Origin of the sequence: Leifsonia sp. NPDC058248 (genome assembly GCF_042881905.1) — a bacterium.
Classification (GTDB): domain Bacteria; phylum Actinomycetota; class Actinomycetes; order Actinomycetales; family Microbacteriaceae; genus Leifsonia.
On record NZ_JBHVXB010000006.1, the window covers coordinates 125,283 to 146,808 of the forward strand.

At 65.3% G+C, this 21,526-nt stretch carries 14 protein-coding genes; all 14 read right to left on the reverse strand.

Annotated features, from left to right (window positions below; genetic code table 11):
• Window position 1: 1 nt before the first annotated feature.
• Window positions 2-838: a hypothetical protein gene (locus ACFVV5_RS11460; protein ID WP_387243580.1), complete on the reverse strand. Its 837-nt coding sequence runs from the start codon at window positions 836-838 to the stop codon at window positions 2-4.
• Window positions 835-1,884 carry a type IV pilus assembly protein PilM gene (pilM, locus tag ACFVV5_RS11465; RefSeq protein ID WP_387243584.1) on the reverse strand — a complete coding sequence of 350 codons (1,050 nt, stop codon included), beginning with the start codon at window positions 1,882-1,884 and terminating at the stop codon, window positions 835-837. The genes ACFVV5_RS11460 and pilM overlap by 4 nt, the downstream gene beginning before the upstream one ends.
• A gap of 25 nt (window positions 1,885-1,909) precedes the next feature.
• Complete coding sequence (locus ACFVV5_RS11470) at window positions 1,910-2,761, reverse strand: prepilin peptidase (protein WP_387243587.1); 852 nt, start codon at window positions 2,759-2,761, stop codon at window positions 1,910-1,912.
• The gene (locus tag ACFVV5_RS11475; RefSeq protein WP_387243590.1) at window positions 2,758-4,530 is read right to left on the reverse strand and encodes a hypothetical protein; all 1,773 of its coding nucleotides are present in this window, start codon (window positions 4,528-4,530) and stop codon (window positions 2,758-2,760) included. Before ACFVV5_RS11475 ends, ACFVV5_RS11470 begins: the two co-directional genes overlap by 4 nt.
• Window positions 4,527-5,264, reverse strand: a complete 738-nt coding sequence (locus ACFVV5_RS11480; protein ID WP_387243593.1) for a PilW family protein — start codon at window positions 5,262-5,264, stop codon at window positions 4,527-4,529. The genes ACFVV5_RS11475 and ACFVV5_RS11480 overlap by 4 nt, the downstream gene beginning before the upstream one ends.
• The gene (locus ACFVV5_RS11485; protein WP_387243596.1) at window positions 5,261-6,646 is read right to left on the reverse strand and encodes a prepilin-type N-terminal cleavage/methylation domain-containing protein; all 1,386 of its coding nucleotides are present in this window, start codon (window positions 6,644-6,646) and stop codon (window positions 5,261-5,263) included. The genes ACFVV5_RS11480 and ACFVV5_RS11485 overlap by 4 nt, the downstream gene beginning before the upstream one ends.
• 104 nt (window positions 6,647-6,750) lie before the next feature.
• Complete coding sequence (locus ACFVV5_RS11490; RefSeq protein WP_387243599.1) at window positions 6,751-7,221, reverse strand: type IV pilin protein; 471 nt, start codon at window positions 7,219-7,221, stop codon at window positions 6,751-6,753.
• A gap of 173 nt (window positions 7,222-7,394) precedes the next feature.
• The gene (locus ACFVV5_RS11495) at window positions 7,395-8,621 is read right to left on the reverse strand and encodes a type II secretion system F family protein (protein ID WP_387243602.1); all 1,227 of its coding nucleotides are present in this window, start codon (window positions 8,619-8,621) and stop codon (window positions 7,395-7,397) included.
• A gap of 2 nt (window positions 8,622-8,623) precedes the next feature.
• Window positions 8,624-10,393, reverse strand: coding sequence for a PilT/PilU family type 4a pilus ATPase (locus tag ACFVV5_RS11500; protein WP_387243605.1), 1,770 nt, complete (start codon window positions 10,391-10,393; stop codon window positions 8,624-8,626).
• A 26-nt stretch (window positions 10,394-10,419) separates the two neighbouring features.
• Complete coding sequence (locus ACFVV5_RS11505; RefSeq protein WP_387243608.1) at window positions 10,420-12,090, reverse strand: GspE/PulE family protein; 1,671 nt, start codon at window positions 12,088-12,090, stop codon at window positions 10,420-10,422.
• A 213-nt stretch (window positions 12,091-12,303) separates the two neighbouring features.
• Window positions 12,304-12,534, reverse strand: a complete 231-nt coding sequence (locus ACFVV5_RS11510) for a hypothetical protein (protein WP_387243613.1) — start codon at window positions 12,532-12,534, stop codon at window positions 12,304-12,306.
• Window positions 12,535-12,630: 96 nt separating this feature from the next.
• Window positions 12,631-16,506, reverse strand: a complete 3,876-nt coding sequence (locus tag ACFVV5_RS11515; protein WP_387243616.1) for a DNA-directed RNA polymerase subunit beta' — start codon at window positions 16,504-16,506, stop codon at window positions 12,631-12,633.
• 44 nt (window positions 16,507-16,550) lie between these two features.
• Window positions 16,551-20,048, reverse strand: a complete 3,498-nt coding sequence (gene rpoB / locus ACFVV5_RS11520; protein WP_387243619.1) for a DNA-directed RNA polymerase subunit beta — start codon at window positions 20,046-20,048, stop codon at window positions 16,551-16,553.
• Window positions 20,049-20,377: 329 nt separating this feature from the next.
• Window positions 20,378-21,415 carry an SDR family oxidoreductase gene (locus ACFVV5_RS11525; RefSeq protein WP_387243622.1) on the reverse strand — a complete coding sequence of 346 codons (1,038 nt, stop codon included), beginning with the start codon at window positions 21,413-21,415 and terminating at the stop codon, window positions 20,378-20,380.
• Between the last annotated feature and the right edge of the window lie 111 nt (window positions 21,416-21,526).

Below are 21,526 nucleotides of genomic sequence, written 5' to 3' on the forward strand. Positions count from 1 at the left end.
GCTACTTTCCCTTCGGCTGGAAGCGCTTGTCGAACGCCGCATCGTTGATATGCATCGTGATGTTCACGGTGTATTGGTTCGTCGTCTTGTCCAGCGTGATGGTCCCGGGTGTCGCGTCGGCGTACCCCGGGAGTTTCGCCAGGGACCGAAGCCAAGTCGGCACCTGCGGGAGGTTCGGGCTCGACGCCGAGAAGGTGAGTGTGGCGACTCGCGACGGCTGCAGCGGCGCTGTCGCCTGCGTGTAGATCGCGAGGGGAGTCGAGGAGTCGACCGTCACTTTCTGCATCGAGACATCGCCCGGCAGCGTGGCCTGCACACGGCTGAGATAGGACTTCCAGTCAATCTCTGTCGAGGCGCCGACCTGCTGGGCCGCCTGCGCGATTCCCAACTGGCTTTGAACCGCACGCACCACGACGAACTCCTGCTGCTGAGCGAGGATCGAGGCTGTCTCCGACTGGGCAATCAGCATGCGAGCCTGAGCTGCGACGTTGAAGGCGAAGGCAGCGCCGGCTGCCAGAACCATGACGATCACCGTGCTGAGGACTCCGTATCCGAGTGCCCGCCGCGTGCGTTTGGCTTTGCGCGCAGCCCGGACCTCAGGAGGAAGAAGATCGACGCGCGGTTGGCCACCTACGACGAGAACCTCTCCGCGAGGCGTCGTCGGCTTCACCGCCGCCGACGATGGCTTGGACTCCTTCGGCACTCCTTTCGGCTTCTTGCCAGCCTTCAACGCCTTCGCGCCGTCCCGTCTCGCCCCGCCCTTCGACTTCTTCGTCGTAGCAGGCGTCTCGAGTTCGTCCGTTTCGGCATCGGACGGACGCCTCACCGTGATGCTCATGCTGCGCTCCCTAGTGCCAGCCCGAGGGCGACGGCTAATCTGGACCTGCTATGCCGGAGCACCTCGGCGTTGAGGGAACGCGAAAGTGACACGGTTCGGAACGGATCTCCCAGCGCGACAGGCAGTCGCGTCATCTCACCCAGCGCATCGATCAGACCGGGAAGATGAGCCCCTCCTCCGGTCACGACGAGTTCACCCACCGGCATCGCCGGGTGAGTGTTCACGAAATAGCTGACGGTGTTGCGCAGGCTGGTCAAGAGGTCGCTGGTCACGCGGTAGATGATTTCGACCGCGCGATGCTCCTCGATCGTCGAGACCTGCTTCGCCAGTCCGACCGCCGCCTTGAGGCGCTCCGCCTCCCCGAATTCGATTTCGAGCTCCGACTGCAAAGCCTGCGTGAGGTCGGCTCCGCCGGTCGGGATGATGCGGACGAACTGGGGGACTCCCCCAGCGGCGATGACGACGCTGGTGGTGTTTGCGCCGATCTCGATGAGCGCGACGTTGCCTGTGGCGTTCGCACGACCGACGAGGACACGGGTGAGTGCGAAGGGGATGAGATCGACGTCGACGGTCGTGAGTCCGGCGAGCTGAGTGGCCTTGACGTTTCCGAGCACAGCGTCCTTGACTGCTGCGACCAGCAGGCCATTGACAACCGGTCCGGAGTCGCTCATCGACTCGGATACGGGGTAGAAGTCAAGGAGTGCCTCCGCGACGGGCACGGGGAGCAACTCCTGAACATGAAACGGCAGGCTCTCGCGGATCCGTGACTGAGACATCTTGGGCACGGTGAGGTCGCGGGCCAGCACCCGCTGGTTCCCCATCCCGAGCACGACGTTCTTGCTCTTGAATCCGCCCTGGCTCCACAAGCTCTTGAGCGCAGCAGCCACGGTGTTCGGTTCGAGCACCTCGCCCCGGCTGACAGCGCCTTCCGGCAGGAGAACTTCGTGATGGCGCACAAGTGTCGGCTTGGGCTTTCCCGGGTCGCTCACCTCGACCGCGCGTATTGCCGCGCTTCCGATGTCGACCCCGACGACGCTCGATCCCATGTGTTCCTCCTTGTTCCCTGTACCGCTACGCGAGTCCGACGAGTGCGAGGTAGCCGTTCCAGAGCGTCTCGCCGAAAAAGATCCCTGTCCAAGCGCCCGCGAGCATCCACGGTCCGAAAGGGATGCCGCTACCACGTCGAGCGCGTCGCACGACGAGTAGCGCGATTCCGAACAGTCCACCGAGCACGAACGCGCCGAAGGCGCCGACAACCAGTGGCCCCCAGCCGAGATAGCCGAGGTACAGACCGAGAACTCCGGCCAGCTTGACGTCGCCGAAACCCATTCCCCCCGGTCGTGCCAGCGCGAGTACGAGGTAGAGGACGAAGAGCGCGACGAGACCGACGAGCGCTCCCAGAAGAGCGTCGAGACGGCCCGTGAACAGTCCGGCACCGGCCAGGAGTCCGCCGCCCACGAGATAGGCGGGCAGCACGATCTTGTTCGGCAGGGTGTGGACGTCGAGATCGATAGCTGCCAGAGCGACGCTAATCGCCGCGAGATAGAGGAAGGCGATGAGTTCGAGGGCCGCTCCCACGAGCGCTGCAGGTGCGGCTGCCGCCTCGACAGCCGGCACGAAGCCAACCGCCACGAACACGAAGAACACTCCCGTGATCGCCTCCACGACGGGATAGCGGGCGCTGATGCGTCCACGGCAATCGCGACAGCGACCACGGAGGACGAGCCACGAGATCACGGGGATGTTGTCATACGGGCGGATCTCCGTCCCGCAGTCGGGGCAGGCGCTGGGCGGGGACACCACGGACAGTCCTGCCGGAACACGATAGGCGACGACATTGAGGAACGATCCGATCGCGAGACCCAGGATCCCGCCTACGGCGGCGAGCGCGACGAGCCAGAACCCACTCTGTTCAATGGTCATCCGGCCACGCTCCCGTCCGCCTTGAAGGCTTTCGGTACCTCCACCAAGGTGCTGACGCCATAGGTCGTGGACACCGGTGACAGGAACTTCGGGGGCGCCGTGTACTTGAACCGTGAGTCATAATTGTAGTTCTTGATGTACCCCTGACCGCCGGCGGTACCCACCGTCCCACGGAACTCCTGAGCGATCGCGCCGTAGATGTTCAGAGAGCCGCGGCCGCTCGAGTTCCCCTGGTCGTAGTTCTGCACCATGAAGGTGTGGCCAACGGAGAGGATGGCGGCGTAGATCGTGCGGTCCTTTGCGAGAAGCGGAGTGGTGTCATTGAACGGATTCCATACCCACACCGCGTTGTTTCCCACGATCCCCAGCATGTCCTTGGTCTTGTCCTGGTACGTGATGTCTCCCGTGATGTACACGTAGTTCTGGGCCGCGACGGTGACTTGCCCGTGCTCCACTCCTTGCACGTACACATCGCCGCTGCGACAGCCGTAGTGCGAGGGGGACGCGGAGGGCACCGTCTCCGTCGCCAGCGGGAAGCGGGTCGTGTCGATCTGCCAGCCGGTCTTGCTCGTCGTGTTGAGGCAGGTGAAGTTGGCCGGCCAGGTCCCGACGGCCGTGGCGTTGGGATCCGAGGTGCTCGGGACATCCTGAACGTAGATCAGGTTCTGCGGGATGACGTCGATGGTCGCTCCAGCCTTGGAGCCGAGGCCGTTCGCAACGTTGCCTGCCGTGCCGCACATCGGCGCGGGATCCCCTCCGGTCGGCGGGTCGCCGTGGACCTGCATCCATTTACTGAACGGCGACTTGACGTTCATCTTGCCGCCTGTGAGGAAGGTGATGACCGTTGGGCCCGTGTACAGGCAACCGGGCCGTTTGACCGAATCGAGGTCGGTCCGAGTCTCCGATTTCATCTGGAGGTTGGTCTGCGGCATGCCGATCGTCGCGTCCAGCGTTGGGGGCCCGTACATGGTGCTCCACGTCGGGTTGTTGCAGCCGCTGACCTTCCTGTAGAAGGGACTCTTCGGATTCGACGTCGTGACGGGCCCGATGAAGGTCGCGCCGCAGATCAACAGGGTGTCATTCGAGTGCAACGGCCCGTTGATGACGTCATTGGGGCCGAATTGGATCTCGGTACAGTCGCTGTCGTGAACGTTGGTCGAGTAGAACCAGGCGTAGTTGGGCTTACCGCTCGAGGTGTTGCAAGCCAGGCTGGACTGCGCTGGATCCTTCACTTCGAAGTCGGTGAAGTAGAGGAAGTCGATGAAGCCTTGCTGGCGCACATTCACGACGATCGACCGAACTTCGTTGCCGACCTTGCCCGTAGAGCGGAGCTTCACTGTGCCGGACGCGGAATACTGTGAGTTGTCGACCTCGTACCGGAAATACGATCGGGTGAGGGTGCCGGGGGTTCCCGAGGAGACATTAGCCCAGCTGCCGCCCGTCCCCACGCCGAATGCCGGATTGGTCGTCGGAGGGAGGCCGCCCGTACTGCTCGCACTGAACGTCGACGCGGAATTGCGGTACTGCACGTAGGTGGTGTCGTTGGCGAGGCGGCTCTTGTAATCCTCGACGCCGGCATACGCGGCCGACATCGCAGCGTTCCAGTCGTCCTGGGTGCGCGAGTTGATCGCGCCGCTCGAAGCGAAGGCCGCCGCGGTCGCTACGAGCATCACCAGGACCGTTCCGAAGATGACCACGGTGATGAGGGCCATGCCGTCATCGCGCCCATCGCGGATCGCCCGGAACCAACCTGCGATACGGGTCATCATGAGATCGTCCTGTTCAGTCCGAGGTTGGGTAGGCCGACCGTGTTCTGCAAGGTGACAGTGTGAGTGGCGTCCGTCAGGCTGGACTGCACGGTGAGCGTGACCTGAACGGACGCGATCGTGGCACGAGCCGCCGCGCTGGTGATCTCGCCCGTCGCCACCGTCGCCGACGACATCGCAATCGGAGTATTGGTCGCGTCGAGGTAGGTGAAGGTCCACGGCTTGCCTGTACCCCGTGTGGCAATCGCGTCGGCAAGGATGCGCGTCGACTGAGGCGCTGTGGACTCGGATGGAAATGACCAGTAGCCGTTGCCCAGGTCGGTCGCGGGCCAGATGGTCTCGGTGAACTTCCGAGTGCCCGATTCGACGCGCAGACGCACCATGATCGGCTTCTGTGCGGTGCCCGTCAGGTTGATGAAGGCGTAGAAGAGGACGGATTCGTTCCGCGCATAGACGAACGCCGGGTCGTTCGGAGGTGGTGTTCCGACTCCAGTGCCCAGAATGGGGTTGTCGGTGCCGGCGCGGACCATGCGAGCCGCCTCGTTCATCGCATTGGTCGCCGAGCGGGTGTTCTGGTTGGTGTTCTGCGCGGTGCCGAGAGCATTGACTGTGCTCACGTAGAGATTCGCGATGAGCGTGATGACTATGCCGAAGACGAACATCGCGACGATCCACTCGATGAGGCTGATGCCGGCTTCGTCGTCGCGCAACCGGCCCCAGCGGCCGCGGATGCTCACGGGACCACCACCCGCGGGTCGAGAGTGAAAGCCCCGGCCAGTCCGATCTTCGTTCCTGTCGCACCGCTCGGAGCTGACAGATTCGAAGAGGGAACGACCGTTGTCGGGTTCGCACTCGTTCCCCATGCGAGCGTCCAGGCGCCGTACGGCAGCGCCAGCGTGAGATTACTGCCCTTCGATTTTCCGAGCGTCGTAGTGAACGCCAACGACTGCGGCTTGCCCGTGCAGCCGGGGTCCCCGGCCACGAACGGCGCAGCGCTCGTCGCAACGAGGAACAGGTTGTTCAGGGTGCCCGCGACATTCGTCACGGTGACGGTGCCCATGGGGAATCGTTGCGCCGAAATGTTCGCCCCGGCATCGAAGGAGATCGTCTGCGGCGCAGGCGCGCTGAGGGTGTGGCCAAGGCCGTCGGTCGTGTCGGGCCACTGACCGGAGTCCGGAGAGATGCAGCCGGCGTTGGTGTCGGTCTTCGCCACGAACGCGCCGGCGAAAGCGTCGTATTGCGTGGACGGAAAAAGTTGGAGTGAGCTCGGGGTGGTCGCCGGGCTGCTATACACACCGTTCGAGCTCGAGAATGTGTCAATCAGATTGTTGGGGATCTGGACACCCCCGCTGGGATACGTCAGACCGACCGTTCCCGCCTGATCGTAGGTGAAGCCGGCCGAGGTGCTGGTTCCGGCTGTGACTGTCACGGTGCGGGACGGCGCAAGCTTCTGCAGTGGGTCGATGAATCCCGCCTTGGAGATGCTGACCGTGTACGTACCGGCCGGCACCTTGACGACGTAGCTGCAGCCCATGATGTCGGTCGCAACGGGTGTGGAACCTGGATTGGGCGAGACCGACACGGATACGCCTGACACCGGAGCGCCGGTCGCCGACTTGGTCGAGACGAGGATAGTGCCGAGAGTGTCCACGCTGATCTTCGACGACGGAGCGAAGAGAGTGTCCGCGACGACGGGGGCGCCGACCATCTTGGGCCATGTGATGGATACGTGGATGCGCTTGTAGAGCAGCGAACTCGCTGCGGACGCGTTGCAGTCGACGTCGCTGCCGGAGTTGTAGACCCAACTCACGTCCCGCTCGATCGAGTAGGTGATGCCGGCGCCGCTTGGCACTTGCACGGTCTTCGGCGCAGTGTCGAGCGTCGATTGGAGCGCGAAGATGTCCGCGGCCGATCGATCGAGGTCGATCTCTTGCGCGGCCAGGTTGGTGGCGACGGCGCGGGAGCGGGAGTCGTTGGTGATGGCGAACGACGAGAGCAGGGCGTACGCGACGCCGACGGAGATGATCGCGAAGATCATCATTGCGACGATCACTTCGATGAGGCTGACTCCGGCTTCGGGGTCGCGTGCGGTGCGAAGGCTGGCGCGCAGTGCTTTCATGGTTCACCTCCCTTTGTCGGGTTGGGATGGTGGATGGTGGATCGTGTCTTGCTGCGAAAACGGGGCGTCGCAGTCCGCGACGCCCCGTTTTCACGGGAGTGGGGTTATGGAGTGTTCACACCGCAGGTCGCGCCCTTGAGAGCGCCTGTGGTGTCGGTGACGTTGTAGCTGGTGGTACCTGAGCTTGCACTGACTCCGACGATGCAGAACGTGCTGCCGGGCGACGTGAAGGCGAGCGACGTGGTGTTGGTGCTCTGAGTCGCCCCGTACTTCGCGGCGTTGGTGGCATTGAGCCCCGTGCCGGTGAACAGCGCGGTGCCGGCGTCAGCGTAGGTCTTGCCCGGGTTGTCGTTCATCCACGCGATCACCGCGGTCTTGCCGTTGGTGATGTCGGACTTGACTGCCGAGTCCTTCGCGTTGTCCTGGATGCCGAGGTACACGGGGATGGCGATCGCGGCGAGGATGCCGATGATGATGACCACCACGAGGAGTTCGATGAGCGTGAAGCCCTTTTCGTTCTCTTCGAGGAGGCCCTTGCGACGGGCGTTCAGCTTGCCCATGATTCGGAAGTACATTGCGGTGTCCATTCGGTCGGGAATGCGGGGTCGGATGGGGCGAGTCCCGTCCGTTGGCTTGATGCTATTTGGGAGAAAACTCCCGGCAGAATCCCACGAAAGGGGGGAATTTCCCTCAGTTTTTACCCCAGTAAGGGGGAGAAAACGGTGAGGCGGCTCCCAGTTGGGGGGTCCTATTTGACTAGGCTGGAAATTTGGAAGATGGGCATGTAGAGCGCGATGACCATGCCGCCGATCACCACTCCGAGGAACGCGATCATGAGAGGTTCGATCATGGCGGTGAGCTGTTCGGTGGCGGACTCGACCTCCTGGTCGTAGAAGTCCGCGATCTTGTCGAGCATCGTCTCCAGCGAGCCTGAGTCCTCCCCCACGGCGATCATCTGAGTCACCATGGCAGGAAAGACCGGCTGCTCCGAGAGCGGGGCGGCGATGGACTCTCCCTGTCGCACGGAATCGGCGACCTTCACGAGCGCGTTCTCTATCACCCAGTTGCCGCTCGTCTCCCCCACGATCTTGAGGGCCTGCAGAATGGGCACGCCCGCGCCGATCATGTTAGAGAAGTTGCGACTGAATCTGGCGACTGCGATCTTCTTGAGCAGGGGCCCGAACACCGGCAGCTTCAGTTTGATCGGGTCGACGCGCATCCGAACCTTTTCGGTGTGCTTGTTGCGCGACCACCAGATGCCGCCCACGACTCCGCCGATGATCAGCACCGGCGCGACCCACACCATCGCGTGCGAGAGCTCGACGAGCACCATGGTCGGCAGGGGCAGTTGTCCACCCAACCCTTTGAACATGGCCTCGAAGACCGGCACGATGAACAACAGCATGGCGACCACCGCCACCAGCGACATGATGAGGACGATCACAGGATAGGTCAGCGCCGACTTGATCGTGCCGCGGAGCTTGACCTCCTTCTCGAAGTTCGTGGCGATCGCTTCGAGGGCGGCATCCAGGAAGCCGCCGGTCTCGCCCGCGCGCACCATATTGATCATGAGCGGAGGGAACACCTCAGCGTGCTTGCGCATGGCGTCCGAGATCGAGACCCCCGTCTCGACTTCATCGCGCAAGTGGCCCATGATCGTCGCGAGCTTCTTGTTCTCGGTCTGCTCGGCGATGATGTTCAGTGTTCGGAGCAACGAGAGCCCGGAACCGATCATGGTCGCCATCTGACGGCTCATGATCGCGAGGTCCTTGAGCTTCACCCCGCTGCCGAACCCGATGCTGATCTCGCGGTTCAGTCCGGTGCCTTCCGGCGCCTCTTCGATCGAGATCGGGGACAGACCCATGGTTCGCAATCGCGAGGCCACCGCGGCCTCTCCGGGGGCATCCACCCGCCCCTTGACGATCTTGCCTGCGGCGTCGCGTCCCTTGTACGCGTACGCGGTTGCACCTGCCACGATTACCTCACCATCCCGGAGAAGTTGTCTCCGAAGTCGGGCCCGCTGGCGGCGATCGCGCGCGCAGACGCCTCTGTGGGCGACTCGACGCGCTGGATGAGCCGGTGGATGCCCTCGACGTCGTGCGCCTTCTCGAGGGCCGCCTTGCGCGTGATGATGCCGCTGTTGACCAGGTCGGCCAGGTGCTGGTCCATGGTGTGCATCCCTGAGTCGCGGCCGGCCTGCATCATCGAGGCGATCTGGTAGGTCTTGCCCTCGCGGATGAGGTTGGCGATAGCCGGGGTCATCATCAGGACCTCGGTGGCGACAGCGCGGCCTCGGCCGTTTGCGCGCTTGACGAGGGTCTGGCAGACGACGCCCTGGAGGGTTCCGGCCAGCTGCGCGCGCACCTGATCCTGCTGGTGCGGCGGGAAGACGTCGATCACACGGTCGATGGTCTGGGCGGCATCCTGGGTGTGCAGCGTGGCGAAGACGAGGTGGCCGGTCTCGGCGGCGGTGAGGGCCACCGAGATGGTCTCGAGGTCGCGGAGCTCGCCGATGAGGATGACATCCGGGTCCTGGCGCAGCACGTGCTTGAGGGCGTTGTTGAAGCTGTGCGTGTCGTGGCCGACCTCGCGCTGGTTGACGATCGCCATCTTGTGCACGTGCATGAACTCGATCGGGTCCTCGACCGTCACGATGTGGTCGGCGCGGGTGCTGTTGACCAGGTCGACCAGCGCGGCGAGCGTCGTCGACTTGCCCGAACCGGTCGGGCCGGTCACCAGCACGAGACCACGAGGAAGCTGCGAGAAGCCGCCGATGCTCTCGGGGATGCCGAGCTCTTTGAGCTGCTTGATCTCGGTCGGGATGAGACGGAAGGCCGCACCCACCGATCCGCGCTGCTGGTAGAAGTTCACACGGAAACGGGCGTTCGCCGAGACCGTGAAGGCGAAGTCCAGCTCGAGCTCGCGCTGGAAGATCTCGAGCTGGCGCTCGCTGAGCAGGCTCGTGAGGGCCTTCATGGTGCGGTCGTTGTTCCACGGCTCGGTGCCGGCGGCGGGGCGCAGGGCACCGTCGACGCGGATGGTCGGCGGGGCTCCCACAGTGATGTGCAGGTCGGATGCCCGCTGGTAGACGACTTCGTGCAGCGCGGCGACGAGCTCGCGGTCGGCACGCTCGAGCGCCTCACGCTCGGCCGTGGTGAGCTTCTCGTCGATGGGTTCCGGCTCCCGCGGATGAGCGGCGGCGTCCGACATCGGCTCCGGCGCGGGCTCGGCGGCGCGGCGGCCCGCGGGCACGAGGCGTTGAGCGGCGGGTAGGGTCTGCTCGGATGTGAGAGACCAGGATGCCGGCGGTGCGAAGACGGGAGCCGATGCGACGGGCACAGCGGCCGGCGCCGGCGCCGGGATCGGTTCGGTGACGGGAGGCGGAAAGCCCACCGGTGCGGCCATCGGGAGCGGCAGGGTCGCGGGCGGGGCGCCGATCACCGGCGGCACGGCCGAGACAGGCGCCACAGCCGCGATCGGGGCAGCCGCGATCGGCGGCGGCACGTCGAAGACGGGGGCGGCGACCGGCGGCGACACGTCGAACACCGGAGCCATCGGCTGCGGCCCGTCGAACACGGGAGGAGCGACCGGAGGAGCGCTAGGCGGCGTCAGCCCGAGCAGCGCATCGAACGCCGACGGCGGCGCCCCCACGGACGTCTCCGGCAGTGGCACCGGAGTGCCCGGATGCCAGCCGTCGGCGTCCTGGCCGGGCGGAGTCACCGGGATCTCGTAGATCGGCTGGCTCATGGGCTCTCCCCACTCTGATTCATTCACTAAGCGACCACCCTCAAGATCTCTTCGACGGACGTCAGTCCGAGCTTGGCTTTCTCCCAGCCGTCCTCGCGCAGGGTGAGCATCCCCTGCTCCCGCGCGGCGCGGCCGATCTCGGCGCTCGAGGCCCTGGCGACGGCGAGACGTTCGATCTCCTCGCTCACTGCCATCACCTCGTGCACGGCGATGCGACCGCGGTAGCCCGTGTTCGAGCACGTGGCGCAGCCGACGGGTGCGTAGACGACGGGCGGCTGCTCGTCCGGCTGAACGCCGAAGCGGAGTGCGCGCAGGTCGTCGGCCGTGTACTGGGCAGGCTGCTTGCAGCGATCGCAGAGTCGGCGTGCGAGTCGCTGGGCGACCACGCAGTCGAGCGCCGAGCCGACCAGGAACGGCTCGATCTCCATCTCGGTGAGGCGGGTGACCGCGCTCGGCGCGTCGTTGGTGTGCAGGGTCGAGAGCACGAGGTGGCCGGTGAGCGACGCCTCGATGGCGATCTGGGCGGTCTCGTGGTCGCGGATCTCACCGAGGAGCACGACATCCGGGTCGCTTCGCAGGATGGAGCGCAGCGCGCTGGCGAAGGTGAGGCCGGCCTTGGGATTCACCTGCACCTGGTTGATCCCGGGCATCCGGTACTCGACGGGGTCTTCGACCGTGATCACGTTGATCTCGGGGCGGGCGACCGCGTTGAGCGTCGTGTAGAGGGTGGTCGACTTGCCGGACCCGGTCGGACCGGTGACCAGGATCATCCCGTAGGGCTTGGAGTACGACTTCTTGTACGTCTCGGCGTTGCGCTCGAGCAGGTTGAGGTCGCGCAGCGTCATGCCGGTGTTGGTGTTGTCGAGGATTCGCATGACGACCTTCTCGCCCCACACCGTCGGCAGGGTGGCGACGCGCAGGTCGATCTGGCGACCGCCGTGCACGACCGACATGCGGCCGTCCTGCGGTTTGCGGCGCTCGGCGATGTCGATGTCGCTCATGATCTTCAGACGCGAGATGACACCGTTCTGGATGCTCTTCGGAGCGCTCTGCATGGCGTGGAGCACACCGTCGATGCGGTAGCGCACCCGCACGTCGTGCTCTGCGGGCTCGATGTGGATGTCGGAGGCGTGGTCCTGGATCGCCTGACTGACCAGCAGGTTCACGAAGCGAACGATCGGCGCGTCGTCCTCGGAGGCGTCGCCGATGCTCGACGACAGGTCGTCGGCGGGGGCGTTCTCCTCTTCGAGCGTCGTCGTGAGGTCGCTGAGCTCGTCGTCGGCGCGGATGTACCGGTCGATGGCTGCAAGCAGGTCGGACTGCTCTGCGACGACGGGCGCGACGCGCATCCGGGCCGCTGCTCGCACGTCGTCGACGGCGAACACGTTGCCGGGGTCGGACATGGCCAGGATGAGCGTGCCGTCGGTCACCGCGATCGGCAGCACCGAGTGGCGGCGGCAGATGGCTCCGCTGATCAGGGCGACGGCCGTGCGGTCGACGGCGTAGTCGACGAGCTCGACGAACGGGAGGCCCGCCTGGGCGGCTCGGGCTTTGGTGAGCTGAAGTTCGCTGATGGCGCCGCGTTCGAGCAGGAAGCGCACGGCGGCCTCGTCGGCTGCGGGCTCGCTCGTGACCGAGTCCAGGTACTCGATCGGCAGATGGCCATGGAGAATCAGGATCTCCGTCATTGACGCCACGGATGCCTCCTTGTTCAAGGACGCTGCCGGAGAGGTTCGGGTTCCTCGGCAGAGTGCGGCGATGTGAGTGCCGGGGCACTCGGTGCTTCGGTCGGGGTGAAGCGTTGTCACACTATTCGCAGGAGTCCCGTGGACAACAGACCCGCGTAGTGGTGCCACGCTTGCGGGGGTCAGGTGTGCTATGGCGCAAGTGGGCGGCGAGCCGCCCCCGGGTCAGCGGCGCCGGAAGTCGCCGCGCCGGCTCGCGAGGTACACGAGGATGCCGGCGATGATGGCGCAGCCCATCGTGGTGAGCCAGAACGGCAGGGTGGCGGCGGCGTGACCGGTCGAGGCCTGCACGATGCCGGCGACGAAACTCAGCACGGCGACGACGAGCAGCACTCCCGCGACACCGACCATCGCGCGTCCGATGGTGTCCGTGTATTCGAGAAGCTGCCGCCACATGCTCCCATTCTCGCATCGCGGCGCACGACGTCCCGACCCTTAACGAGGACGGCCCCCGGTGCCGAAGCACCGGGGGCCGTCCGTCGTGCGGAACGCTTAGTTGTAGGTTCCGGGGGTGTAGTCGTCCGAACTGAAGCTGTCGAAGTCGACGAAGCTCAGGTCGTTCTCGCTGAAGGCCGAGTCGTCGGCGAAGATGCGGTTCGGGTAACGCTCCGCCTTCGCCTCCTCGGTGGCCTCGACCGTGACGTTGCGGTAGCGAGCCAGACCGGTACCGGCCGGGATCAGCTTTCCGATGATCACGTTCTCCTTCAGACCGATCAGCGGGTCGGACTTGCCCTCCATGGCCGCCTGCGTCAGGACGCGGGTGGTCTCCTGGAAGGACGCGGCCGACAGCCACGACTCGGTTGCGAGCGACGCCTTGGTGATACCCATGACCTCCTGGCGGGCAGAAGCGGTCTTCTTCCCGGCGGTCAGAGCAGCACGGTTGAGCTCGTTGTACTTCGAGCGGTCGACCAGCTCGCCGGGCAGGAGGTCGGTGTCGCCGTGCTCGACGACGGTGACCTTGCGCAGCATCTGGCGGACGATGACCTCGATGTGCTTGTCGTGGATCGGAACACCCTGCGAGCGGTAGACGCCCTGCACACCACCGACGAGGTGCTTCTGCACCTCACGGACGCCCTTGACGCGAAGAACTTCCTTCGGGTCGACGGCGCCGACGATGATCTGCTGGCCGAGCTCGACGTGCTGACCGTCCTCGACGAGGAGGGTCGAGCGCTTGAGCACCGGGTAGACGTGCGGCTCGTCACCGCTGTCGGGGGTCAGGATGACCTTGCGGCTACGCTCCGTGTCCTCGATGGTGATGCGTCCGGCTGCCTCTGCGATCGGCGACGCACCCTTGGGGGTACGGGCCTCGAAGAGCTCCTGCACGCGGGGCAGACCCTGCGTGATGTCGTCAGCGGATGCGGAACCACCGGTGTGGAAGGTACGCATGGTCAGCTGGGTTCCCGGCTCACCGATCGACTGGGCCGCGATGATGCCGACGGCCTCGCCGATGTCGACGAGCTTTCCGGTCGCGAGCGAGCGGCCGTAGCAGGCAGCACAGACACCGACCGCGGACTCACAGGTGAGCACCGAACGGACCTTGATGTCGGTGACACCGGCAGCGACCAGCTTGTCGATGAGCACGTCTCCGACGTCGTCGCCGGCCTTCGCCACGACGGTGCCCTCGGGGGACACGGCATCGGAGGCCAGGGTACGGGCGAACACCGAGTTCTCGACGTTGGCGTCGCGGACGAGCACTCCGTCGGCACCCGGGGCTGCGATCGGCAGATCGAGGCCCTTGGTGGTGCCGCAGTCGTCCTCACGGATGATGACGTCCTGCGAGACGTCCACCAGACGACGGGTCAGGTAGCCCGAGTCGGCGGTACGGAGGGCCGTGTCGGCCAGACCCTTACGGGCACCGTGCGTCGCGATGAAGTACTCCGCCACCGACAGACCCTCGCGGTACGAGGAAATGATCGGACGGGGGATGATCTCACCCTTCGGGTTGTTCACGAGCCCTCGCATACCGGCGATGTTGCGCACCTGCAGCCAGTTACCACGGGCGCCCGACGTGACCATCCGGTTGATGGTGTTGTCGGCCGGGAAGTTGGCGCGCATGGCCTCGGCGACCTCGTTGGTCGCTTCGGTCCAGATCTTCACCAGTTCCTGACGACGCTCGAGGTCGGTCGTGAGACCCTTCTCGAACTCGGCGGTGACCTTGGCGGCCTTCTTCTCGTAGCCGGCCACGATCTGCGGCTTGTTCGGCGGCGTGAGGATGTCGCTCAGCGCGACGGTCACACCGGAACGGGTCGCCCAGTAGAAACCGGCGTCCTTGATCCGGTCGAGGGTCGCGGCGACCTCCACCTTCGGGTAACGCTCGGCGAGAGCGTTCACGATGCCGGAGATGACGCCCTTGTCCGCGACCTCTTCGACGTACGGGTAGTCCGCCGGCAGCGCCTCGTTGAAGAGGGCGCGACCGAGGGTCGTCTCGACGATGGCGGTGACGCCCTCGACGCCGGTGTCGGCCGCATCCGAAGGAACGTAGTCCTGCAGACGGATCTTCACCTTGGAGTTGAGGTGCAGCGAACCCTGGTCCTTGGCGAGGATCGCCTCGGACACCGACGAGAACGCGCGGCCTTCACCCTCGGCACCCTCACGGATGGTGGTGAGGTGGTGCAGACCGATGATCATGTCCTGGGTGGGCAGGGTCACCGGGCGGCCGTCGGACGGCTTCAGGATGTTGTTCGAAGCGAGCATCAGGATGCGCGCCTCTGCCTGGGCCTCGACCGACAGCGGAAGGTGGACAGCCATCTGGTCGCCGTCGAAGTCCGCGTTGAACGCAGCACAGACGAGCGGGTGCAGCTGGATGGCCTTGCCCTCCACGAGCTGAGGCTCGAAGGCCTGGATGCCGAGGCGGTGCAGGGTGGGTGCGCGGTTCAGCAGAACGGGGCGCTCGCGGATGATCTCCTCGAGCACGTCCCACACCTGCGGGCGCGAACGCTCCACCATGCGCTTGGCGGCCTTGATGTTCTGAGCGTGGCTCAGGTCGATCAGGCGCTTGATCACGAACGGCTTGAACAGCTCCAGAGCCATCTGCTTGGGCAGACCGCACTGGTGCAGCTTGAGCTGCGGACCCACGATGATGACCGAACGGCCCGAGTAGTCCACGCGCTTTCCGAGCAGGTTCTGGCGGAAACGACCCTGCTTTCCCTTGAGCATGTCGCTCAGGGACTTCAGGGCGCGGTTGCCGGTACCCGTCACGGGGCGGCCGCGGCGGCCGTTGTCGAACAGCGCGTCGACGGCCTCCTGCAGCATGCGCTTCTCGTTGTTCACGATGATCTCGGGAGCCCCGAGGTCGAGCAGGCGGCGCAGACGGTTGTTGCGGTTGATCACGCGGCGGTACAGGTCGTTCAGGTCGCTCGTCGCGAAGCGGCCACCGTCGAGCTGCACCATCGGGCGCAGCTCCGGCGGGATCACCGGGACGACGTCGAGCACCATCGCGGCCGGCGAGTTGCCGGTGGCGAGGAACGAGGAGACGACGCGCAGACGCTTGATCGCGCGGATCTTCTTCTGTCCCTTGCCGTTCGCGATCTGGTCGCGCAGAAGCTCGGCTTCGGCGGCCAGGTCGAACGCCAGCAGGCGACGCTTGATCGCCTCGGCGCCCATGTAGGCCTCGAAGTACAGGCCGAAACGGTCGACGAGCTCGTTGAAGTCCGCGTCCTCCGGCTTGAGGTCGCCGACCTTGAGGGTGCGGAAGGACTCCCACACACGCTCGAGACGGGCGATGTCCTCGTCGTAGGACTTGCGGATCTGGCCCATTTCCTTCTCGGCCGTGTCCTTGACGCGACGCTTCTGGTCGGCCTTGGCGCCTTCCTCCTCGAGCGCGGCGAGATCGGTCTCGAGACGCTGGAGACGGTCGGCGATGCGGCTGTCGCGCTGGTCGGAGAGGGTCTTGATCTCGAGACGCAGCTCGTTCTCAAGGCCGGGCATGTCGGCGTGACGGCCCTCCTCATCCACCTCGATCACCATGTAGGCGGCGAAGTAGATGACCTTCTCGAGGTCCTTCGGCGCCATGTCGAGCAGGTAGCCGAGACGGCTGGGGACACCCTTGAAGTACCAGATGTGGGTCACGGGAGCGGCGAGCTCGATGTGGCCCATGCGCTCGCGGCGCACGGAGGACTTGGTGACCTCCACGCCACAGCGCTCACAGACGATGCCCTTGAATCGGACACGCTTGTACTTGCCGCACGAACACTCCCAGTCACGGCTCGGGCCGAAGATCTGCTCACCGAACAGACCATCCTTCTCGGGCTTCAGGGTGCGGTAGTTGATCGTCTCGGGCTTCTTGACCTCACCGTAGGACCAGCGACGGATGTCGTCAGCGGTGGCCAGGCCAATACGCAGCTCATCAAAAGTTGTTGCGTCGAGCAATTTTCCCTCTTTCTTGGAAAAAGTTTCGTCAGTAATGGTCTGGCTCAAATCTCGTCGATGGACGAAGACTCGAAGCGCGAGGAAATGTTGATGCCGAGCTCTTCAGCGGCACGGAACGCTTCGTCGTCCGCGTCGCGCAGGCTGACCGTCTGGCCGTCGGCCGAGAGGACCTCGACGTTCAGGCAGAGCGACTGCATTTCCTTGATGAGCACCTTGAAGGACTCCGGGATGCCCGGCTCCTGGATGTTCTCACCCTTGACGATGGCCTCGTAGACCTTCACGCGGCCGAGAATGTCATCCGACTTGATGGTCAGGAGCTCCTGCAGTGCATACGCGGCGCCATACGCCTCGAGTGCCCACACCTCCATCTCACCGAATCGCTGTCCACCGAACTGCGCCTTACCACCGAGCGGCTGCTGGGTGATCATCGAGTACGGACCGGTCGAACGCGCGTGGATCTTGTCGTCGACCAGGTGGTGCAGCTTCAGGATGTACATGTAGCCGACCGAGACGGGGTCCGGATACGGCTCTCCCGAACGACCGTCGAACAGCTGCGTCTTACCGGTGGAACCGATGAGACGGTCGCCGTCACGGGTGACGGTGGTCGAGTCGAGCAGACCGGCGATCTCCTCCTCCGCAGCACCGTCGAACACCGGGGTCGCGACCTTGGTGTTCGGGGCGGCGCTGTGAGCGGCCTCGGGGAGGCGAGCTGCCCACTTCGGCTTGCCCTTGACTTCCCAGCCCTGCTTGGCGATCCACCCGAGGTGGATCTCGAGCACCTGGCCGAAGTTCATTCGTCCGGGCACGCCCAGCGGGTTGAGGATGACGTCGACCGGCGTGCCGTCGGCGAGGAAGGGCATGTCTTCGACCGGAAGGATCTTGGAGATGACACCCTTGTTGCCGTGGCGGCCGGCGAGCTTGTCACCCGCGGTGATCTTGCGCTTCTGGGCGATGTAGACCACGACGCGCTGGTTGACGCCCGAGCCGAGCTCGTCGTCGCCGTCCTGCGAGTCGAAGACCTTGACACCGATGATGGTGCCCTCTTCGCCGTGGGGGACCTTGAGCGACGTGTCGCGGACCTCGCGGCTCTTCTCGTTGAAGATCGCGCGGAGCAGACGCTCCTCGGCGCTCAGCTCGGTCTCGCCCTTCGGCGTGACCTTGCCGACGAGGATGTCGCCGGGGCGGACCTCGGCGCCGATGCGGATGATTCCACGCTCGTCGAGGTCGGCCAGGAGGTCCGGGCTGACGTTCGGCAGGTCTCGGGTGATCTCTTCCTTGCCCAGCTTGGTGTCGCGGGCATCCACCTCGTACTCCTCGATGTGGATCGAGGAGAGGGTGTCGTCCTTCACCAGGTTCTGGCTGAGGATGATCGCGTCCTCGTAGTTGTGACCCTCCCACGGCATGAACGCCACGAGCAGGTTCTTTCCGAGTGCGAGCTCGCCGTTCTCGGTGGCGGGGCCATCGGCGATGACCTCACCCTCCTCGATCCGGTCGCCTTCGCTGACGATCACGCGGTGGTTGTACGACGTGCCCTGGTTGGAGCGGTCGAACTTGCGCAGGTAGTAGGTCTTCGTCCCGCCCTCGTCGAGCTGGATGGTGACGGCGTCTGCCGAGACCTCGGAGACCACACCGGCCTTGTCGTTGATGAGCACGTCGCCGGCGTCGATGGCTGCGTAGCCCTCCATACCGGTTCCGACCAGCGGGCTCTCGCTGCGGACGAGCGGCACCGCCTGGCGCTGCATGTTCGCACCCATGAGAGCGCGGTTGGCGTCGTCGTGCTCGAGGAACGGGATCAGCGAGGTCGCAACCGACACCATCTGGCGCGGCGAGACATCCATGTAGCCGATCTCCTCGGCGGGGACCAGGTCGACCTCGCCGCCCTTCTGACGGGCCAGGACGCGGTCTTCTGCGAAGTGGCTGTCAGCGGTCAGCGGAGCGTTGGCCTGGGCGACGATGAAGTCGTCCTCCTCGCTCGCCGTGAGGTAGTCGATGGTCTCGGTGACCTTGCCCTTGACGACGCGACGGTACGGGGTCTCGATGAAACCGAACGAGTTGATCCGCGCGAACGATGCGAGCGAACCGATCAGGCCGATGTTCGGGCCTTCCGGGGTCTCGATCGGGCACATGCGGCCGTAGTGCGACGGGTGGACGTCACGGACCTCGACGCCGGCGCGCTCACGGCTCAGACCACCCGGGCCGAGGGCCGAGAGGCGGCGCTTGTGCGTCAGACCCGCGAGCGGGTTGTTCTGGTCCATGAACTGCGACAGCTGGCTGGTTCCGAAGAACTCCTTGATCGCGGCGACGACGGGGCGCACGTTGATCAGGGTCTGCGGCGTGATCGCCTCGATGTCCTGCGTGGTCATGCGCTCGCGGACGACGCGCTCCATGCGCGACAGACCGGTGCGGACCTGGTTCTGGATGAGCTCGCCGACGGCACGGATGCGACGGTTGCCGAAGTGGTCGATGTCGTCGACGTCGAGACGGATCTCGACGGCCTTGCCATCGCGGACACCCGAGAACGTGGTCTGGTTGTCGTGCAGCGCGACGAGGTACTTGATCGTGGCGATGATGTCGCTCACGGTCAGGACCGAGTCGGTCAGCGGGGCGTCGATACCGAGCTTGCGGTTGATCTTGTAGCGACCGACCTTCGCCAGGTCGTACCGCTTGGGGTTGAAGTAGAAGTTGTCGAGGAGCGCACGCGCAGCCTCGGCAGCGACCTGCTCGCCCGGACGCAGCTTGCGGTAGATGTCCTTGAGCGCCTCTTCCTTCGTGAGGATGGCGTCCTTCTCGAGGGTGAGCTCGATCGACTGGTAGCCCTTGAACTCGGAGAGGATCTCCTCGCTCGTCAGACCGAGTGCCTTGAGGAACACGGTGACGGACTGCTTGCGCTTGCGGTCGATGCGAACGCCGACCTGGTCGCGCTTGTCGATCTCGAACTCGAGCCAGGCACCGCGGCTCGGGATGATGCGAGCCGAGTAGATGTCCTTGTCCGACGTCTTCTCGGGCGTGCGCTCGAAGTAGACGCCCGGGCTGCGGACGAGCTGCGACACCACGACACGCTCGGTGCCGTTGATGACGAAGGTGCCCTTCTCGGTCATGAGGGGGAAGTCGCCCATGAAGACGGTCTGCGTCTTGATCTCACCGGTGAGGTGATTCATGAACTCGGCCTCGACGTAGAGAGGAGCGGAGTAGGTCTTGCCCTTCTCCTTGCACTCGTCGATCGAGTACTTCTTCTCTTCGAGGAAGGGGTTCGTGAAGGAGAGCTGCATCGTCTCACCGAGGTCTTCGATGGGAGAGATCTCTTCGAAGATCTCCTCGAGACCCGTGTTTCCGGGCAGGTCCTGACGACCCTGAGCTTCAGCCTCGGCGACGCGAGCCTTCCAGGCGTCGTTTCCGACGAGCCAGTCGAAGCTCTCGGTCTGCAGTGCGAGCAGGTCGGGAACGGTGAGGGTGTCTGTGATCTTTGCGAACGAGAGACGAGATGCGTTTCGTCCGTTCTTGGGTGTCTTGTCGTTATTGGTTGCGTTGCGCGCAGCAGCCAAGGAAATAACCTCCGTGGGCCCCGTCGGGCCTCAGTTACTGTCGGTCCAGTGAGTAGTGTGTGTGAACGAGAACTCCCAGGGATGCGTGTCGGCGCCTATCTGACTCCTTCTGGAGCCCAGGCGCGCACATCCGAATAGCAGAGCCGACCGCAATATGAAGGCAGATGTTTGTCAGGGAGCGCAAAGAACCACTATATGTCAAATTGACGCGCCGTGTCCAGTTATTTTCTTGACCATGCGCGCCGACTCCTGTATAACCCCAACTTCTTCCCGGTTATTCCTCCGTCGCCGACTCGCTGTTCCCGTGCAAAATCCCCGGTCAGGCGCGGTCAGGCCCCCTGCCGCGACTGGGCGGCGAGGGAGTCGACGGTCCCGAAGATCGCGTCCTCGCGAGAGCGCGGCGACCAGCCGAGCATCCGCTGGGCCTTGGCTCCGGATGCCCGGCGGACCGCCCCGATGTCGGGAAGCGCTCCCCGGACGGTGCGGCTGAACGGCGCCAGCGACTTCAGCACCCAGTCGGGCATGACCTTGGTGGTGATCCTCTGGCCGGCGGTGCCGAGGTGCCCGCGGATCAGCAGGGCGACCTCGGGCGCGCTCATCACGTCGCAGGCGATCGCGAGGAACCGCTCCCCCGCCGCTTCGGGACGCGTCATCGCCAGCAGGTGCAGCGACGCGACGTCGCGCACGTCGACGATGCCGAACGAGACGCGCGGCAGGCGCGGGAGCCGGCCGTCCACGATCGACTTGACGAGCTGCACCGATGACGAGTAGTCGCGGCCGAGCGCAGGGCCCAGGATGCCCACCGGGTTCACCGTCGCCAGTTCGAGCCCGTTCCCCTCGCGGGCGATGAAGTCCCACGCCGCGCGCTCGGCGAGCGTCTTCGACTTCACGTACGCGCTCACCGGGATGCCGCTGCCGAGGTCGGTCCAGTCCTCCTCGGTGAAGGTCCGCTCGGTCGGCGGGTGCCCGTAGCCGATCGCGGCGAACGACGAGGTGAGCACCACGCGCTTCACCCGGGCATCCCGAGCCGCCCGGAGCACGCGCAGCGCTCCCTCGCGGGCCGGCACGATGAGCTCGTTCTCGTCCTTCGGCTGCATCGTCGGGAACGGGGAGGCCACGTGCAGCACGGAGTCGCAGCCGGCCACCGCCTCCGCCCAGCCGTCGTCAGAGGTCAGGTCGGCCACCGCGAACGTGAGCGCGTCGCCGGCGTCGTCGAGGCCGCCGGTCGCGAGCTGCGACCGCACGTCCGCGGCGCGGGCCGGGGTCCGGATGGTCGTGCGCACCTCATAGCCCGCCTGCAACAGCGCGAGAACGCAATGCGCCCCCACGAACCCGGAACCGCCGGTCACCAACACACGTTGCGCCATTCCCCGATCATCCCCCGCCCGGCTCTCCTGCACCATCGCCCGCCGGCGATTCGCTGCCGACACGCACCGTGCTCGCACAGTGCTCTCATGCGCTGCGCTCGTGCCTCCTGA

Bases quoted from the DNA above. Each gene is read 5' to 3' on its own strand.
- ACFVV5_RS11460 (WP_387243580.1), bottom strand. From the start codon at position 838: ATGAGCATCACGGTGAGGCGTCCGTCCGATGCCGAAACGGACGAACTC.
- pilM (WP_387243584.1), bottom strand. From the start codon at position 1,884: ATGGGATCGAGCGTCGTCGGGGTCGACATCGGAAGCGCGGCAATACGC.
- ACFVV5_RS11470 (WP_387243587.1), bottom strand. From the start codon at position 2,761: ATGACCATTGAACAGAGTGGGTTCTGGCTCGTCGCGCTCGCCGCCGTA.
- ACFVV5_RS11475 (WP_387243590.1), bottom strand. From the start codon at position 4,530: ATGATGACCCGTATCGCAGGTTGGTTCCGGGCGATCCGCGATGGGCGC.
- ACFVV5_RS11485 (WP_387243596.1), bottom strand. From the start codon at position 6,646: ATGAAAGCACTGCGCGCCAGCCTTCGCACCGCACGCGACCCCGAAGCC.
- ACFVV5_RS11490 (WP_387243599.1), bottom strand. From the start codon at position 7,221: ATGTACTTCCGAATCATGGGCAAGCTGAACGCCCGTCGCAAGGGCCTC.
- ACFVV5_RS11500 (WP_387243605.1), bottom strand. From the start codon at position 10,393: ATGAGCCAGCCGATCTACGAGATCCCGGTGACTCCGCCCGGCCAGGAC.
- ACFVV5_RS11510 (WP_387243613.1), bottom strand. From the start codon at position 12,534: ATGTGGCGGCAGCTTCTCGAATACACGGACACCATCGGACGCGCGATG.
- ACFVV5_RS11525 (WP_387243622.1), bottom strand. From the start codon at position 21,415: ATGGCGCAACGTGTGTTGGTGACCGGCGGTTCCGGGTTCGTGGGGGCG.